The following is a 19,004-nucleotide window of genomic DNA, read 5'->3' on the forward strand; positions in this document are numbered from 1 at the left end:
ATATTTATTGATTTTTGAATATAAGCCTTGCCACACTTGCATTTGAAAGGCCACCCAACCAATTAAGCATGAAGAAAGTATTATTTGTTATTGTATTGTTTTACAGTGTTACAACGGTTGTAAGCTGTAACAATGAAAGAAAGAAAAAAGTTACCGAATATCGTATCAATGATCAATCTGAATCAGAGAAAAAGGAGGATAAGGAGAATGAGGATGGTGCTTATGAATCTCTGATGATGGAATATGAAATGACACGTGATCCAAAGCTTGGATATGTGCCAAGGAATAGACTTGTGAGGGCTTACGATGATTTGCTGAACGAGCGAAAATCTGGCCGGGTTGCCCGTATCTCTGCCCTTAATTGGGTAGAAAGAGGACCCTTTACAGATGTTGTTGGTGCCACTAACGGCAATACCCGTGGGCCTGGTAATAATGCAGTCACAGCTGGCCGCATCAGAGCAATTCATGTTGACTTAACTGATGCTACCCGCAAAACAGTTTGGGTTGGAAGTGTAAGCGGAGGTTTATGGAAAACAAATAATATTACTGCATCTCCAGCCAACTGGATATTGGTTAACGACTTTCTGGGAAACCTTGCAGTAGCAAGTATTTGTCAGGACCCAACAAACCCTCAGATCATGTACTTTGCTACCGGCGAACGTAATGGCAATATTGATGCGGTGCGTGGCGGTGGTATATGGAAAAGCACAAATAATGGTGTTAGCTGGAGTTTGTTGCCAAGTACAACAAGTTTTTGGAATGCTTCAAAAATTGTATGCGACGCTGCAGGTAATGTATATATTGGCACAGCAGGCAATGGTCAAGGTTTGCAGCGCTCAACAGACGGTGGCACAACATGGACCAATATAACCCCAGCAACTACAGGCAACGGCAACCGTATTACCGACTTACGTATAAGTAGTACGGGGCGCATGCATGTGACAATGGGTGCTGGCGGAAGCACTGTAAGTCAATCAGGCTATTTTTATGTTGATAACCCGGTAACTGCCACTTCAGCAAGTTGGCAATCGCCCATAACGCCATTTCTAAATTATCAATACAATTGTGAGCTGGCAGTTGCAGGCAATACTTTGTACGTATTGCCTTCTGATGCAAATGATCGAACACCACAGATTTACAAATCGACCGATGGCGGTGTAAATTGGGCACCAACCACAACATCACCTCCTAGTGGGCCGTCGGATTCTCAAAGCTCTCCATCCATAAACATTGGGCAGGGTTGGTATGATCTTGCCATTGGGGTTGATCCTGCGAATCCAAATATTGTTATAGCAGGAGGCTTGAATTTTTTTAAATCAGATGATGGTGGTACAAGCTGGACCCAGATCACCCGCTGGGTTGGTACAGCACTCAATTACGTTCACGCCGATCATCACTCAGTTGTATGGAATGGCACACAGGTAATGGTTGCCACAGATGGCGGTATTTTCTTATCATCAGATAATGGAAATAGTTACGAAGACAGAAATATCGGGCTTCGAATCAAGCAATTTTATTCCTGTGCTATTCATCCAACAACTACCAACTATTTTCTTGGAGGAACACAGGATAACGGTACACACCAGTTAACCGCTGCTGGTTTGGGTGCAAGTACAGAAGTGCTTGGGGGCGATGGTGGATTTACCCATATTGATGAAAATGAACCTCAATACCAGTTTGGTTCAACAACAAGAAGTCAATATCGCAGAAGTGTAAATGGTGGTGCCTCATGGTCTTCGGTTAACTTTTCAAATTCTATTGGGCTATTTATTAACCCCACCGATTATGATGACATGAATAATCGTATGTATACCAGTGGTTCAGCCGGAACATATGTTCGATGGGATAATCCGCAAACAGGATCAACCTTTTCAATAGTTTCAATTTCAGGAGTAACAACTAATTCTGTAACCAGTTTAAAAGTATCACCCTACACGAACAATCGAGTATTCTTTGGGTCTGCAAGTGGAAGAGTGGTAAAAGCAGACAACGCTCATGTTGCTTTCCCAGATGTTACAAACATTACTGGTTCAAATATGCCAACTACAACAATCTCAAGTATAAATGTGGGAACGAATGATAATAATCTCATCGCAACTTTTTCAAACTATGGTGTGCAGCATGTATTTGTAACTACAGTAGGTGGCGGTGCTTCTGGCTGGACCAATATCACGGGTAATCTTCCTGATATACCTGTGAGATGGGGTATGTTTTACCCGGAAGATAATGACAAAGCCATCATTGCAACTGACATGGGAATTTATGAAACAGATGATATAAACGGCAGCTCAACGGTATGGGTACAGAATATCACTTTTCCGATTGTAAGAACAAACATGCTACAATATCGTCAACGTGATGGAACCATATTAGCGGCAACACATGGACGTGGCCTGTGGACATCATCATTCCCATCTTCTGTTCCTTATATTCGTTTTGCGGGATCATACGTTTACACATCGCTAAGTGAGGGTACAACGGCAACTGGCGAAATCTGTCGTAATTACCGGGACATTACCATTCCAATGCGTATTGATGCCGCACCTGCAGGAAATGCGGTTGTCACGTTGAATATTCAGGGCGGAGGAACAGCTACGCAAGGTGTAGACTATGATTTTACAACTAACGGAAACTTCGGTTCCCCATCCAACACACTTGCGTTTAACAACGGATCAACGACCGATCAGAATATTACAGTTCGTATTTACAACGATGCCGAGGTGGAAACAGCCGAATCCTTTACACTCAACTATACGGTGAGCGGCGTTACCAATGCATTAGCTGCACCCAGTAGTCAAAGTTTTACTGTTACACTTACCGATGATGATATAGCACCTACTCCTCCGGTTTACAATGGCAACTTCAGTATAGGGCAAAATGAAACCACGCTTTCCAATAACTCGCCATTCAGAACAGACCGCAGCAGATTCCGTGTACAGTATTTGTTTACTGCAGCGGAATTGGGAAGTGCTGGTATGATTGCAGATGGTTATATCCGATCTATGACGATGAATGTTATTACAAAGAATAGCACACAGCCATTTACCGGGTTTACCATTTCAATGGGAAATACAACAGCTACTTCACTGAATACAGGATTTAACGGAGCGGGGTTGACACAGGTTTATTCGGCAAATTACAGCACTGTAGCAGGTGTCAATCTTTTCACATTCACCACCCCTTTTTACTGGGATGGCGTATCGAACCTGTTAGTGAATATTTGTTACGATAAATCTACAACAGAAAGCTCAGCCGATCTTGTAGAGGCAACTTCTGCTCCATTTGGCAGTTCAAATCCTTCTATAAGGGCATCCACTTGGTCAGATGCAGTAAGTTCGTCCGGATGTTCATTAAATGCCGCTTTCATAGACTATAACCGCATTAACACAACCTTCAATGCTGTTTCAGGCAATTCAATTGCAAGTACAGTCGGTACAAACCGTTCGGAATATGTAGGAGGAACAGGATTATACAGCTTCTATAACGGGTTTGATATTATTGGCCGTATAGGAACCCCTTCCCGCAACTTTGGTTGTGTAAATACTTCGATTGCTGAAGCAGGTAATAGCTGGCAGACATTCTTTGCCGGTTCCCGTTCGCAAAAAATTGTATTTGTTGATTTTGTTGGAACTCCACAAAACAGCAGTTATACTGTTGGAGTTTATTTTACAGCAGCTGAGCTGGGGGGTAAAGATCCAAACCAGGTTCGCCTTGCAGGAACAACTGCAGGTACAATAGCAGGTGCAAACAGCGGCAACAGTAATGTTTACACAACTACAGTTATTGGTTTCGGTACGGGCTATCTCTTTACTGCAAATGTTTTTGGGCCTGGTCTTTATTTTCTTGCCGAAGCTGCGGTTACCCCGATTCGAGATCCAAGTCGTCAAGCAGATTTTGTAAAACTGCTGCAAAACCCGGTAAGCTCAGTAATACCCATAAACATCAGTAATCAAAGCCGGCAACAGATAGCGGTAACACTGTTTACCAGTAATGGACAATTATTGCAGCGTTGGAATCTTGGTCGTACAGATGGCAACAGCCAATTACCGATCAACGAGAAATCGATTCCGGATGGAGTGTATATTCTCCGGATCGATGCTGGTAATAAAACACAAAGTTTTAAACTTGTAAAACAATAATCCAAAGTCCCCCGATACATCGGGGGCTTTTTCATTTCATCAGGCAATTATGTAAATTTGTCTTCCTTCCTGTCAGAAATTTTCAGGGAAACTGTCTCTTTTCCGCCATTTCTGAAATTTTTTCCTGTTCTGGCGGGGTGGCACTGTATTCGCTTACCTTCGTTGCCCCGTAAAACGGGCAAAAACAAATTTCATTTCAAAACTAAAACAAGAATAACTATGGCTAAGAAGGTAAGTGTTACCCCTTTACACGACAGGGTAATTGTGAAGCCTGCCCCCGCTGAAGAAAAAACAGCTGGTGGTATCATTATCCCCGATACTGCAAAAGAAAAACCCCAGCGTGGTACCGTAGTGGCTGCAGGCCCCGGCAAAAAAGATGAACCGGTTACTGTAAAAGTTGGCGATACGGTTCTATACGGTAAATATGCCGGTACTGAAATCGCTATTGATGGTGATGATCTGTTGATCATGCGTGAAAGCGACATCCTGGCGATTGTATAAAAAGCTTTTAGCTATCAGCTACTAGCTGTGAGCAAGAGCCGAATACAGAAAAGGTGTACAAGAGTGCGACGCAACAAATGCTTCATAGCAGCAACGCAGCTTGGTAAATAACCTTAAACTTTTAACCTAAAACTTTAAACTTACAAAAGATGGCAAAGCAAATCTTCTTCGATATTGAAGGAAGAAATAAAATGAAGAAAGGTGTTGACATTCTGGCCAACGCCGTGAAAGTTACCCTCGGTCCTAAAGGACGTAACGTAGTAATCGAAAAGAAATTCGGTGCACCGGCTGTAACCAAAGATGGTGTTACTGTTGCAAAAGAAATTGAACTCGAAGATCCCATCGAGAACATGGGTGCTCAAATGGTGAAAGAAGTAGCTTCTAAAACTGCAGACATTGCAGGTGATGGTACTACAACTGCAACTGTATTGGCGCAATCAATCATCAGCGAAGGTTTGAAAATGGTAGCTGCAGGTGCAAACCCAATGGATCTGAAACGTGGTATTGATAAAGCTGTAAGACTGGTAGTTGAAAATTTAAAAAGCCAATCGCAAACTGTTGGCAACGACAGTAAAAAAATTCAACAGGTTGCAACAATTTCTGCAAACAACGATGAAACAATCGGTAAGCTGATTGCTGAAGCATTTGCAAAAGTTGGTAAAGAAGGTGTGATCACAGTTGAAGAAGCAAAAGGTACTGATACTACTGTTGATGTAGTTGAAGGTATGCAGTTCGATCGTGGTTATATTTCTCCATACTTCGTTACAAACAGCGAAAAAATGGAAGTTGAATTGCAGAACCCATACATCCTTATCTACGATAAGAAGATCTCTGCAATGAAAGATATCCTTCACATCCTGGAGAAAGTTGCTCAAAGCGGTCGTCCGTTGTTGATCATTTCTGAAGATCTTGAAGGTGAAGCATTGGCAACATTGGTTGTAAACAAACTGCGTGGTACATTGAAAGTGGCTGCTGTAAAAGCTCCTGGTTTTGGTGACCGTCGTAAGGAAATGTTGACTGATATTGCTATTCTCACTGCAGGTACAGTTATCAGCGAAGAACAAGGTTACAAATTAGAGAATGCTGATTTGACTTATTTAGGTCAGGCTTCTTCTGTAACAATCGATAAGGATAACACAACAGTTGTAGGTGGTAAAGGAAAGAAAACCGACATCACTGCACGTGTAAACCAGATTAAAGCACAGGTTGAAAACACAACTTCTGATTACGATAAAGAAAAATTACAAGAGCGCCTTGCTAAACTAGCAGGTGGTGTTGCTGTATTGTACATTGGTGCTGCTACTGAAATGGAAATGAAGGAAAAGAAAGACCGTGTGGATGATGCATTACATGCAACAAGAGCTGCGGTTGAAGAAGGTATTGTTCCAGGTGGTGGTGTTGCTTACATCCGTGCAATTGATGCCTTGGAAGCAAAAGTTCGTGGACAAATTGAAGATGAGCAAACCGGTATGCAGATCGTTCGTCGTGCACTGGAAGAACCAATGCGTACGTTAACTGCTAATGCAGGTATCGACGGTTCTATCGTTGTACAGAAGATCAAAGAAGGTAAAGGCGATTTCGGTTTCAATGCACGTACAGAAGTGTATGAGAACCTGTTTAAAGCAGGTGTAATTGATCCTACAAAAGTTAGCCGTGTGGCCTTGGAAAATGCAGCATCTATTGCAGGTATGTTGTTAACAACTGAAGCTGTAATTGCTGATAAGCCGAAGAAAGAAGAGCCACATGCACATGGTGCTCCTGATATGGGCGGCATGGGTGGTTACTAAGAAAGTGCAAAGTGAGAAGTTGGAAGTACAAAGTACATTTCACACAATCACTCTAACTATTAGTAACAACTTGAACATACAACCAAAGTCCTCTGGTAAAACAGGGGACTTTGCATTTCAATGATTCATCACGATAAAAAACATGAGAAATGAAAAAAGTAAACATGCTTTTACCGTTCATGCAGAAATTGAAAAACAAATTGAATCTGTTGATGCAACGGATCAGAAGAAGAGATGATGATTCGTTTGACAATCCCTATCTGATCTACTAAAGCAAAGTCAATCAAATATCAATGAATTACGGTGTTGATGTTAGTTGCAGGCTGTTGAGAAAACGTAATGATTGTTGTAATGCAGTTTTGCCGGCATCGGTGTCGAGGATAAACTGGTATTCATGCGGCAGTACCGGTTGCATCTCCTGGGGGAAAAACAGGGTATCGACTTTTGCATTGATCTGCACAAGTTTCCGTGCTAACGCTTTTGAATGTGATAACAGCGGATCTCCATTACCTGCGGAGATAAAGCTTGGAGGATAATCTCCATTAATATAATTGATTATTGATGCTGTTTTAAACAGTTCATTTTCTTTATGATTTTTAGAACCACTATAGGCCCACAACACCGTTTGCATAAAACCACCAAATGCACCTTCTGTGCTTACATTGTCTATATCATAAGGTCCGCAATACAATAATTGTCCTGCAAGTTGCGAAGGATTTAAAGTGGGTGTAATGCCGATCAATTTTGCGTAGCTGTTGTTGTAAATAATGTTGGCTGTTTGTGCCGCAATATGTGCACCACCTGAATCGCCGGCAATTATAAAAGAAGATGTATCGATATGCAAACGTTTGGCTTGTTGTTGCAGATAAGCCAACGCTGCTGCGGTTTGTTTAAGTGGAGTGGGATACTTTTTCTCAGGAGCAACTGAATAGTCAATTGATACAGTAACGTAACCATGCGAAGCAAGTATTTTACAATAATTGCGGATGTGTGCTTTGTCGCCTGAGATCAGCCCGCCGCCATGGATCCATACAATCACCGGTAATAATTCATCGGTACCAACAGACGAAGGATAGTACACATCCAGCTTGGCATCTTTATCGGCAGCATCATATACTTCATCTAAAATTGCGGTGATATTTTTGGGTGTGTGTTTTTCCAACGCATCATTGGTACTAACGCCTCCTTTGTTAAAGACATTTCGGATGATCATCGCCGACGGCCAGGGTGATAATTTAAACGCTGCAAATACAATGATTGCGAGTGTGAAAAGCACAAGCAGTGTGCGGATAAAAAACTTCTTCCAGCGAAATGTTTTTGCCGTCATAAGGAGTTTTGTTTTGTAAGCGATGCGATGTTTTCAGCAATAAGATAAAAAAAAGAATTTGGTTTCTGCAAGGGCGCTGAAGAAAATAATAGAAGGAGAATGAGTTAATTAAACAAGACTAAGAACTGAGATCAGTAACAGTCATCATCTTTCTTTATCGTGAAGTTCTTGTGATTGACGATGAATTCGCTCTCCGGAAGAGGTTGTGCAATACCTGCAAGTTCGTTGAGATGTTCTTCAGGGGCATCGACGCATATGAGCAACCTTCGCAAGAGAAATGATTTTATAATGATTCAATTTCTTTTTTGAGTGTTAATTTCAACGCAAAGAAGCCGAGTAAACCTGCAGTTAATGAAGACAGCAGTATCACAAGTTTTGAATTATTGATGATCGTTTCATTATCGAAGGCAAGCAGTGTGATGAAGATTGACATGGTGAATCCAATTCCCCCAAGTAGTCCAACTGCAAATATATTTTTCCAGGTAAGATCAGCAGGTAGTTTGCACAGTCCAAATGAAACAGCAGCAAACGTCAAAGCAAATATGCCAAGCGGCTTTCCAACAATTAATCCAAGCGCTATACCAATGCTGTAGTTTTCAGCAAGTGTTTGTGTAATATCTCCACTGATAATAATGGCTGTATTTGCCAAAGCAAAAATGGGCAGAATAATAAACGCAACAGGTTTATGTAAAATGTGCTGTAAAATATAGGAGGTTGATTTTTCGTCACCATTTCCAAACGGAATAGCAAACGCCAGCAGAACACCAGTAATGGTTGCATGCACACCTGAGTGTAACATGAAGTACCACATCGCAACTCCGCCAATTAAGTAGGGAATCAGATTTCGGATCTTTAGCCGATTCATTGCCAGCAACACTATAAATATTCCCAGTGAAATAAACAGGTTTGTCCACAGTAACGTTTTTGTATAAAAAACAGCGATCACTAAAATGGCACATAGGTCATCAATAACTGCGAGGGCCGTTAAGAATACTTTTAACGAGGTAGGTACTTTGTTCCCCAATAATGCGAGAATGCCTAAAGCAAAAGCAATATCCGTTGCCATTGGAATACCTGCGCCGGATTGTGAGGCTGTGCCAAAATTGAACAGCAGGTAAATACCGGCCGGTAATAGCAAACCTCCTAATGCAGCAAAGATCGGCAGCAGGGCATCTTTCACGTTTGAAAGTTCTCCTTTGTATAATTCTCTTTCTAATTCTAGCCCGATGAGGAGAAAGAAAACAGCCATCAAGCCGTCATTCACCCAATGTTCAACAGAAAGACCTGCAAATTTCAATTGCCAGAAATGATGATAACTTTCACCCAAAGCAGAGTTGGCAATCAATAATGAAACAACAGTACAGGCAATTAGTATCAGCCCGCCCGCCTTCTCACTTTCAAAGAAATCTTTAAATAATTTAGTTGGATTCATGCGTTATATGCCATTGAATGGTGAAGGTTAGTTCGTTGAAATACTGATGTGTTTGCAAACGAATCTACTTATTTTTCAATAAACAATAGCTCGAATGAATTGATTGCTGATTGATGTGCAGATCAGGAATTAATCTGCTCATTTGCCAATGCTCCTTTCACAATTAAATATTGAGCAACAGCATAGGTGAGCATCACACATAAACTTAAAGCGAGATGATTCATTGCAAATAAATTTACTGCCAGCAGTGAATCCGAAATTACAAACAGCAATGCACCAATGAAAAATAAAGTGAAAGCAGCATTACTCAGTTTATGTCTTGTATTAATTGCCAGCAGCAACATGATGCCAATCGTAATACCGTAGACAGTCACAGGTATTTTTAATGCATCAAGAAAAGGGTAGAGCAACCAGAGGAAAATAAGAATGTAAACCAATACTGGTATTCCGATTAGCGGTTGTAATTGTAATAATCCTTTTTTGCCTTTTCCTGTTTTACTAAAATAGACGATGTAAAAAACATGAGCCAACAGAAAGGATATCAAACCCGGAATAAACATCCCTTTCATTTGCAGCAATACATCGCCTGCCCATGAAAGAAATAATGCCACTGGTATAAGATAGAATAATGTTCCGCTTCGTTTAGACGATGCAGTATAGAAGCCAAGCATCAATAATGGCATCAGCAATGGCTTGGTAAACCATCGAAACTGCTGTTGATCAAAATAAATGAATAACAATTCAAGCACCAGCACCAATGCATAAACGCCAAAGATGAATTTTGCCTGTGCCTGCTTCATCTTAATTGCCGGGTTTCAGCACTTGCGCTTTAATGCCATAATAGCTGCGGAGAGAATCTTTCACTTTGCTGCTATCTGCAAGAGGTTTCTGCACGAGCAGTATAAGCTGGTAAGTGCTGCTGTCTTTTATGTTGAGTGTAAGTTCCCTGTTTCTTGTTTTATGAAAAGCAATGCGTGCATCGGCCTTGCTTCTTGTAGTTGCGGTTTCAAGAATAAGGCTTAACGAATTTGTATCAACTACCGGTACAGGCACAGCAGGAGCTGCAGAATCTTTCACAACGCTTGCAGTTGTATCTGCCTGTTGAGCAGTTGTGTCAACAGGCGTAACCTGTTCAATTAAATTTGTTTCCGGCTCAGGTGCTTTTTCTTTTTTGGGAATAGCTAAATAAACTGCCCATCCAACGAGTGCCAGTGCCACGATGATGCCAATAATAATGATCGGCTTTTTGGAGCTCTTCCGTTCTTCATGTGAAAAATCAATTTCTTTTTCGCCTTCAGCCAGTACAGTACGATCACGCACATGATCGGTATTGATCGAGTCGATCTTTTCCAATGCAGGACTTCCCTGCTCAAATGTAAACTGGTTATCCTTTGTTTTATTGATAGAACCAATGCCTTTAATAGGGAAAGGTTTGCCTATATTAATCAACTGCATGCCGTTGCTTACATATGATTCAAGATCGCTCATGGCAAGGGGTTTCATTTTACCTGTTTGCTGCATCAGGAACTGAAGTAAACCTTCATCTATAACGGCATTGCGATTGCTGGTAAATGAAATTGTATCGGCCGGCCATCCTTCTTCTTTTAAATCGTAGATATTCACTGAAGGATTAAGATCAAAACGGCCAAGCCCGGGGAGTGTAAGACTTTTCTCCTTATACAGATACTGTGATAATATTTCCTGGATTTTCACGGATAATTTTTTTCAAACATACTTAAAAACCAGCTTTTATCATAGAAATAGAATGGCCTTGCCCTGAATTGAGCCCTTTAATGCTGCAAAGCCGGTGAATTTACTGTTTCTGCAAATCTTCGTTAAAGAAGCCTTAGGGCTGAACGCTCTTGCTTACATTTGCCAAAAAAACAACAGAATGCTTTCTGCAGAGGAAAAAGAGTTTATGGATTGGTGGGAGCAGAACCGCAGCAAGGAAAAAAGACTGTTGAGTCAGCTCACTATTGGTTTACCATTAGGTCTTGCGTTTGGTTTCCCGATTTTGCTGAGCGTAATGTTCAGGGGTTGGTATAAAAATATGCCGTATATATCGGGCTCACAATTAACCATTATCCTCATTGCTGTTTTGCTGGTGATCGTGTTCTATGGTATTTTCAAGATGCGCTTTAAATGGGAGATGAATGAACAACGTTATCTCGAACTGAAGGAAAAAACAGAGACTGAGGCAACGTTAGAAGAAAAATGATTGTCAAAATAAAGCAGGTCTTTATCAATTGAAATTTGAATTAAAACAAAATAACGTAACATGAAGTATGTAGTTGGATTATTGATGGCAGTAGCCATGTTAAGTGCATGTAAGAAAAAAACCACCGATGATGGATGTTCTGCTTCCCCGGGAACAACCGTTGTCTCGGCAGCAGAAGAGGCAATGGTGACAAAATACCTCGACTCAATGGCGATAACAACTGCAGTTGAATTGGAAGGAAGTGGTATGTATTATATTATTGATAACCCGGGTAATACGGAAAGAGCAAAGCAGTGCAGTAATATAACTGTGGAATACAAGGGGTACTACCGGAATGGCCAGGTATTTGATCAAACCAATGGTACTGCCACGAATTTTGGAGGCTATCCATTATCAACATTGTATGAAGGGTGGAGACGTGCAATACCTTTGATTGGCGAAGGAGGGGAGATGCGATTATTTATACCCCCAACAATGGCTGCAGGTGCCGCAGGGCAATATAATCCCAATACCGGGCTTTATACTATTCCGCCAAATGCTGTTATGATTTTTGAAGTTCAATTAGAAGCGATTAATTAATTATTTAATACCAAGGAATAAGCTTCTGTATAACATACAGGAGCTTTTTTGTTTACGTACTTTTGTAAAAACCCAATTACTTGTCATACGAACCTATTTCCGTTTTTGATATGTTTAAGATCGGCGTTGGTCCATCCAGCAGTCATACGCTGGGGCCATGGCGTGCCGCTCAACGTTTTGTGCAATCACTTCAAACAATACAACCATTGGAAGAGGTGGCGGTTGTGCGGGTGTTGCTTTATGGTTCGTTGGCAAAAACAGGGAAAGGACATGGAACCGATGTAGCTATTCAATTAGGTTTGTGTGGTGAAGATCCTGTTACGTTTGATGTAAATGCGATAGATGCCCGCATCAAGGATATTGCTGACATGAATGAACTGCTGTTAGGCGGTAAGCATGAAGTAGCTTTTGATCCAAGAGAAGACATAGAATTCCTGATGACCGAAAGTCTTCCTTTTCATCCAAATGCCGTTACGTTTCTTGCATCTTTTGTTGATGGAACTTCTGTTGCCGAAACGTATTACTCTATAGGCGGCGGTTTTGTAGTAAAGGAGAATGAGCAAACTACCGGCCATGTACAGGTGCAGTTGCCTTTTCCGGTTGATACAGCCGAAGATCTTTTGCACTGGTGTATGAAAACAGGCATGAGCATCAGCGAAGTGGTGATGGAGAATGAAAATGCATGGCGTAATGAAGACGCAACCAAACAAGGGGTGCTCAACATCTGGCGGGTAATGCATGAGTGTATGTTCAAAGGTTGCCATACAGAAGGTTATTTACCCGGAGGTTTAAACGTTAAGCGTCGGGGTGCAGGATTGAATAAAAAATTACTACAGCAGAAGCAATACAATAATTTTCAGGAATGGGTAGAAGCGATCCGCAGCGGCGGCAACGATTTTAAATACACACTCGATTGGGTGAGTTGTTTTGCGTTAGCCGTGAATGAAGAAAATGCATCCTTCGGCAGGGTAGTAACTGCCCCAACTAATGGAGCAGCCGGTGTTATTCCTGCTGTGCTCATGTATTATGTTTGTTTCTGCAATGGCTTTGATGAAGAAAAGATCACCCGGTTTTTATTAACTGCTTCTGAAGTGGGGAGCATCTTCAAAAAAGGTTCTACCATTTCGGCAGCCATGGGCGGCTGCCAGGCGGAGATCGGGGTGTCCAGTGCAATGGCGGCGGCGGCACTCACCGAATGTATGGGCGGTACGCAACGACAGGTATTAATGGCGGCTGAAATTGCCATGGAACATCACCTTGGTTTAACCTGCGATCCTATTGCCGGGCTTGTGCAGGTGCCATGTATTGAACGTAATACAATGGGCGCAATCAAAGCCATCACTGCTTCTCAACTCGCTTTGCAAAGCACACCCGATTATGCCAAGGTTTCATTAGATGGCGTGGTAAAAACCATGTGGGATACGGCAAAAGATATGAACTACAAATACAAAGAAACCGCTGAAGGTGGTTTAGCCGTTAATATCCCCCTCTCTCTCAGTGAGTGTTGATCACCGTTAGTTGTTAAAAAAAACAAAATGAGCAAACAATTTTGGAGAAATACTGTTCTTTTGCAAACGAATTAAAAATCTGTTCAAAGGAGTAGGTTTTAATCGGTAACTTTCTTTAACATAACGGTCAAATTAATGGCAAACAACCAGGCAGCGAAAGACCTGAAACGTCCGCTGCAACGCTTGCTACAGGTATTAAACCTGGAGCGAAAGGAGATAGGTGCAATTTATTTTTATGCAATCCTTGCGGGTGTATTGCAACTGGCTATGCCTTTGGGTATACAGGCCATTATCAATTTTGTGCTTGCCGGCCGTTTATCTACTTCAATTATTGTACTGATTGTGTTGGTGGTGATCAGTGTTTTTTTTACTGGTTTGCTGCAGGTAAATCAAATGAAGATCATTGAGAAAATTCAACAACGGATCTTTACCCGTTATTCTTTTGAATTTGCATGGCGTATTCCACGTCTTGATCTTAAAAAAATTGATCAATACTATCTTCCCGAATTTGTCAACCGCTTTTTTGATACCATCAATCTTGAAAAGAGTCTCAGCCGTTTATTACTCGATATTCCTGCAGCATTGATACAGGTATTATTTGGCTTGATCCTGTTGTCGCTTTATGCCAATGTATTTATCATCTTTAGTTTGCTTGTTTTGCTCATCTTAGTTTTAATTATCCGGATCACGTATGCCAAAGGTCTTTCTACAAGTCTCGACGAAAGTGAATACAAATATGAAGTGGCCGGATGGCTTGAAGAAATTGCACGTGTGTTAAAGTCGTTTCAATTTTCACGTGGCTCTTCATTGCCGGTTGATAAAACCGATCTGCTCGTTACAAAATATCTCCATGCACGTACCAGTCATTTTCGGGTGTTGATGCTCCAATACTGGTCGTTGGTTGGGTTTAAAATTCTGATCACCGCAGGTATGTTAATTGTTGGTGCCTTTCTTCTTGTGAGTAATGAAATTAACGTGGGGCAGTTTGCTGCAGCTGAGATTGTGATACTCTTGGTATTGGCGTCAGTAGAAAAGCTCATCCGCAGTTTAGATAAGATCTATGATATTTTAACTGCTGTAGAAAAATTAGGAAAAGTAATTGATAAACCACTTGAGCCGGAAGGTACGTTGGGTCTTGATGCTGCTTTGCCTGGTGTCTCCATTCAAGTGAATAATGTAAGCTTCAGCTATAACGATCAGCGTCCAATACTCAATAATCTGTCGTTAAAAATAGCAGCAGGTGAAAAGGTATGTATCAGAGGTGGTGAGGGTTCAGGCAAATCAACCTTTTTAAAATTACTAACGGGTGCTTATTCTGACTTTGACGGGAATATTCTAATGAATGATGTACCGCTTGGAAATTACAAACCGGTGTTATTGCGTTCCGAAACGGGTATTCTGTTTAACAGGCTGGAAATTTTTCAGGGAACCTTGTATGAGAATATTACGTTGGGCGATACAAACATCACAACCTCACAAATCAATGCATTGGCGGCAAGACTTGGTATAAGCGAATTTATTGCATCGCTCAAAAAGGGATTTGATACGGAAATTGATGCAGTGGGAAATCGCTTATCCAGTGCCGTTATTCGTAAAGTTTTATTATTACGGGCACTGGTATCGAGTCCGAAATTATTATTGCTGGAAGAACCCTGGCTTGGCCTTGATCCGGAATGCCGTCGGCGAATTGAACAATATCTGCTGCAGGAGATACCGGCAACCACAGTAGTGGTGATCACAAATGATGATTCTTTTGCAAACAGGTGCAACCGTGTTTTTTATATGCACGATGGAAAAGTTGTAAGAGAAGAACAACCCATTTCAAAACAGTAAGCAACAGCCCATGTCGTATCAGATTCTTACACCCGATATACAGGAAAAAGCAGGTAAGCAGTTGAATTCGTTCAACGAAATTTACCGGCAGCATAAGAGCAGCCGTATTCGTAAATACTTCTATTTTATTATCGGAATTGTGATTGTGATTTTGTTTTTACCATGGACACAAAACATCCGAAGCAACGGAACTGTTACCACACTTCGCCAGGAGCAACGCCCTCAGCAAGTGAACAATATTATTGGTGGCCGTATTGTAAAATGGTGGGTAAAAGAAGGTGATTTTGTAAAGAAGGGTGATACCATTGTGCAGTTAGCAGAGATCAAAGATGATTACCTCGATCCGAATCTCTTGCAACGTACCGAACAGCAATTGAGTGCCGAACAAATGACCATTGATTACTATGAAGGAAAAGTAAGTACAACCGGTCAGCAAATTGAAGCACTGGAAAACGAACGGGAATTAAAGTTGAGTTCAATCGATAACAAACTCATACAAACAAAAAGGAAAGTGCAGAGTGACAGCATGAAAGTGAGTGCGGCAATGAATGAAATGAATGTAGCTGATCGACAACTGGAAGGTGCCGTAAAAATGTATGAACAAGGTGTTATTCCCTTAACTGAATTTGAACGCCGGAAAGTGATGCATCAGAATGTGAATGCAAAAATGATCGGTGCACAAAACGATTTCAACAACAGCAAACAGGATCTATTGATTCTGCAATTGGAACGTAGTGCAGCTATTCAGGAGTATGCAGAGAAAATTGCAAAAGCATCAGGTGATCGTTTTCAATCGCAGTCGCAAATTGCAACGGGCCAGGGCAAAGTAGCAAAGCTGCAAAATCAATATGATAATTACAGGATAAGAAACGGGCAATATTTTGTGTTGGCGCCACAAGACGGGCAGGTGATCAAAGCCATGAAAGCAGGTATCAATGAGATGCTGAAAGAAGGCGATATGATCGTTGAAATTGTACCAAAGCAATATCAACTGGCTGTGGAAGTGTGGGTAAAACCAATGGATCTGCAGTTGCTCACCATTGGACAAAAAACTCGTTTTATGTTCGATGGATTTCCGGCAATTATTTTTAGTGGTTGGCCACAGGCATCGTATGGAACATTTGGTGGTGAAATTGTAGCGATCGAATCAAACCTCAGCAGCAATGGTATGTTTCGTGTATTGGTAGCTGAAGATAAAAATGATCGTCCCTGGCCAAGGAACATGAAACTCGGCACAGGTGCCGTAAACTTTACATTGCTGAAAGATGTATCGGTTTGGTATGAATTGTGGCGGCAGATCAATGGTTTCCCTCCGGATTATTATCGTCCGCAAACAACAGTCAACGGCAAAGAGGAAAAAGAAAAAAGCAAGTGATAACAAACGGCCAACATACGTGATGAAGAAAGGAATTTTGAGTTTATTGATTTTGTGTTTGTCAGCATGTAAGGCATTGCATGCCCAGGATACATTGCGTGTGCTGGCAGAAGATGAATTTATTGCGATCGTAAAACAACATCACCCTGTTGCTAAACAGGCCGGGTTATTAGTTGATGCTGCAAGAGCACAACTGCTTTCCATTCGTGGAAATTTTGATCCCGTTGTATTTTTGAACAACGATCAAAAAACATTTGATGGCAAGAACTATTATAATTATACAAATGCAGAGTTGGGAGTTCCTACATGGTTTGGTGTAGAGTTGTATGCAGGTCTTGAAAATAATTTTGGTGATTTTATTAACCCTGAAGTATCGGCAAGCCGTACCAGTTATGCAGGCATCAGTTTGCCGTTGTTAAAAGATCTGGTATTGGATAAACGTCGTGCAGCATTGCAACAGGGCAAACTTTTCACACAACAATCGGAATTTGAACGGCGTACTGTTATTAATGATCTGTTGTTTGATGCATACAAAGCTTACTGGAGCTGGGCAAGAGATTATCAATTGCTGATGGTACTTGATACAACGATTTTTTTAAACGAAGCAAGATATGAGTTGGTGCGTATATCTTTTCAGCAGGGCGATCGTGCAGCAGTTGATACCACCGAAGCACTGGCACAGTTGCAGAACTTTCAACAGCAGCGTGAAGAAGCGTGGTTGAAGTTCAGAAAGTCAACATTGGAACTGTCAACATTTTTATGGCTGCAGGGAAACAAGCCGGTGTATTTAAGCGAACGTGTGGTACCTGATACTGTATGGACCGCCCAATCATTCACAAACTTTAAAGTTGATCAACTCAGTAACTGGCTCACGCAAACAGTAACCAACCATCCGAAGCTGCAACAGATCGATTTTAAATTACAATCACTGGAAGTGGAACGAAGATTGAAGTTTCAGAACCTGTTGCCCAAGCTTGATCTGAAGTATAATTTTCTGCAGAAAGGTTATAATGTAGCAAATTCTTTTAATGCTAATTTTTTTGAAAACAATTACAAGTTTGGCTTGAATGCTATTATTCCGATTCCTAACCGCAGCGGCATTGGTGATTACCGTGCTGCGAGAATTAAGATCAAGTCAACTGAACTTGATCGCAGCTTTACTGAACTGAATCTTGAGAACAAAGTACGTTTTCATTATAATGAAGTGCTGAACCTGCAAAAGCAGATCAGCATTTACGAAAACGCCTATCGTAATTATATGCGACTGTTTGAAGCTGAACAACTGAAATTTTCATTAGGTGAAACAACCTTATTCTTACTCAACTCACGTGAAACAAAAGTGCTGGAAGCCAAACAGAAATTACTTGAACTGAAAGTGAAGTTTTACCAATCATTTGCTGCGTTGAACTGGGCGACCGGTGGTTTGCAATAACATACTCTGTCTGAAACACTCGTCAGGCGGAATACTTCTTTCAATAATCATTGTATTGCTTTCCTAATCTCTTCAAAATATTTCATCACTGCTTCTTCTGTTTGCTGTTGAAGAATTGTATCAGCTGTAAATAATTTATTACGTAATGAACGGTAGAGTAGTACCGACTGATCTAATGCAGCAAGTAATGACTCTTTATTAGTCACTGCCAATGTTTGTTGCAGTTGATTGAAATCTTCAGCAGCAATCGTTGTTTCTACTTTGCGTACACCTCTTGGTAAGTTGTTATTCTTGATATGCAGTAATGGCCCAAATACAACCATGCGTAAGAATGCAAGAAAATCATGCGCTTCCATATACTCACCACGACCGATCTTCAGCAAGGCATAATGCACCCATGTCCAGAAACGGTCTTCGATCCATTGATGATCGGGGTGGGGGAATTGATAAGAAGTTGAATCAATGATCTGCTGTAAACTCCCGTTGCGGTCAAACAGTAAAACAGGATTTTCTACTCTTGTTTTTAATTCATCAGCTGTAATGAATTTAATATCTACATGCAGCAGGGGATTGTTGTACAAACAAATGAGCAAACGTGGTTCACCCACATGCTCACCGGTAAATGCATTCAACAGGTTGCCGAACTTGTTCGCATAAGCCATCATCTTTGCTTTATCGCCGCCCAGTTTTTCATTGCAGATGAGTATAAGATCAAGATCAGAGAATTCATCGAGCTCCTGTGTAAGCCAGGAACCGGCAACTGCTAATCCCTCAATGGAAAGATCATCTTCTGCAATGATGGCTGCATGTGCAGCAAAAGCTTGTTGAAGCATAGGTGATGATTGAGGTATGAAGATAAATTAAAAGGTGTAA

15 protein-coding genes are annotated in these 19,004 nt (G+C 41.2%); 10 read left to right on the forward strand and 5 right to left on the reverse strand.

Annotated features, from left to right (window positions below; all coding sequences use genetic code 11):
• Positions 1-68 precede the first annotated feature (68 nt).
• From VK159_RS01090 to VK159_RS01105, 4 genes are all read left to right on the forward strand, one after another.
• Positions 69-4,139, forward strand: coding sequence for a T9SS type A sorting domain-containing protein (locus VK159_RS01090; RefSeq protein ID WP_324228292.1), 4,071 nt, complete (start codon positions 69-71; stop codon positions 4,137-4,139).
• Between the two features lie 219 nt (positions 4,140-4,358).
• Positions 4,359-4,640: a co-chaperone GroES gene (locus VK159_RS01095; protein WP_182801800.1), complete on the forward strand. Its 282-nt coding sequence runs from the start codon at positions 4,359-4,361 to the stop codon at positions 4,638-4,640.
• A 149-nt stretch (positions 4,641-4,789) separates the two neighbouring features.
• The gene (gene groL, locus VK159_RS01100) at positions 4,790-6,427 is read left to right on the forward strand and encodes a chaperonin GroEL (protein ID WP_324228293.1); all 1,638 of its coding nucleotides are present in this window, start codon (positions 4,790-4,792) and stop codon (positions 6,425-6,427) included.
• A 149-nt stretch (positions 6,428-6,576) separates the two neighbouring features.
• Positions 6,577-6,699: a hypothetical protein gene (locus tag VK159_RS01105; protein WP_324228294.1), complete on the forward strand. Its 123-nt coding sequence runs from the start codon at positions 6,577-6,579 to the stop codon at positions 6,697-6,699.
• A gap of 26 nt (positions 6,700-6,725) precedes the next feature.
• Here VK159_RS01105 and VK159_RS01110 read toward each other — a convergent pair whose 3' ends face one another.
• From VK159_RS01110 to VK159_RS01125, 4 genes are all read right to left on the reverse strand, one after another.
• Positions 6,726-7,754, reverse strand: a complete 1,029-nt coding sequence (locus VK159_RS01110) for an alpha/beta hydrolase (protein ID WP_324228295.1) — start codon at positions 7,752-7,754, stop codon at positions 6,726-6,728.
• A gap of 283 nt (positions 7,755-8,037) precedes the next feature.
• Positions 8,038-9,186, reverse strand: a complete 1,149-nt coding sequence (gene nhaA, locus VK159_RS01115; protein WP_324228296.1) for a Na+/H+ antiporter NhaA — start codon at positions 9,184-9,186, stop codon at positions 8,038-8,040.
• Between the two features lie 122 nt (positions 9,187-9,308).
• Complete coding sequence (locus VK159_RS01120) at positions 9,309-9,986, reverse strand: lysoplasmalogenase (RefSeq protein WP_324228297.1); 678 nt, start codon at positions 9,984-9,986, stop codon at positions 9,309-9,311.
• A gap of 1 nt (position 9,987) precedes the next feature.
• Positions 9,988-10,899 carry a hypothetical protein gene (locus tag VK159_RS01125; protein ID WP_324228298.1) on the reverse strand — a complete coding sequence of 304 codons (912 nt, stop codon included), beginning with the start codon at positions 10,897-10,899 and terminating at the stop codon, positions 9,988-9,990.
• 178 nt (positions 10,900-11,077) lie between these two features.
• Between VK159_RS01125 and VK159_RS01130 the strand changes: the two genes are divergently transcribed.
• From VK159_RS01130 to VK159_RS01155, 6 genes are all read left to right on the forward strand, one after another.
• On the forward strand, positions 11,078-11,404 hold the full coding sequence (locus tag VK159_RS01130; protein WP_324228299.1) for a hypothetical protein: 327 nt from the start codon (positions 11,078-11,080) through the stop codon (positions 11,402-11,404).
• Between the two features lie 60 nt (positions 11,405-11,464).
• Positions 11,465-11,983, forward strand: a complete 519-nt coding sequence (locus VK159_RS01135) for an FKBP-type peptidyl-prolyl cis-trans isomerase (RefSeq protein WP_324228300.1) — start codon at positions 11,465-11,467, stop codon at positions 11,981-11,983.
• Between the two features lie 80 nt (positions 11,984-12,063).
• Positions 12,064-13,491 carry an L-serine ammonia-lyase gene (locus VK159_RS01140; protein ID WP_324228301.1) on the forward strand — a complete coding sequence of 476 codons (1,428 nt, stop codon included), beginning with the start codon at positions 12,064-12,066 and terminating at the stop codon, positions 13,489-13,491.
• 135 nt (positions 13,492-13,626) lie between these two features.
• Positions 13,627-15,324, forward strand: coding sequence for a peptidase domain-containing ABC transporter (locus VK159_RS01145; protein ID WP_324228302.1), 1,698 nt, complete (start codon positions 13,627-13,629; stop codon positions 15,322-15,324).
• A 10-nt stretch (positions 15,325-15,334) separates the two neighbouring features.
• Complete coding sequence (locus VK159_RS01150) at positions 15,335-16,699, forward strand: HlyD family secretion protein (protein ID WP_324228303.1); 1,365 nt, start codon at positions 15,335-15,337, stop codon at positions 16,697-16,699.
• 22 nt (positions 16,700-16,721) lie between these two features.
• Entirely contained in the window at positions 16,722-18,131 is a 1,410-nt protein-coding gene (locus tag VK159_RS01155) for a TolC family protein (RefSeq protein WP_324228304.1), read from the forward strand.
• Between the two features lie 47 nt (positions 18,132-18,178).
• Here VK159_RS01155 and VK159_RS01160 read toward each other — a convergent pair whose 3' ends face one another.
• Positions 18,179-18,964: an aminoglycoside 6-adenylyltransferase gene (locus VK159_RS01160; RefSeq protein WP_324228305.1), complete on the reverse strand. Its 786-nt coding sequence runs from the start codon at positions 18,962-18,964 to the stop codon at positions 18,179-18,181.
• Between the last annotated feature and the right edge of the window lie 40 nt (positions 18,965-19,004).

The sequence above is a fragment of the Lacibacter sp. genome, from assembly GCF_035299325.1.
Lineage (GTDB): Bacteria > Bacteroidota > Bacteroidia > Chitinophagales > Chitinophagaceae > Lacibacter.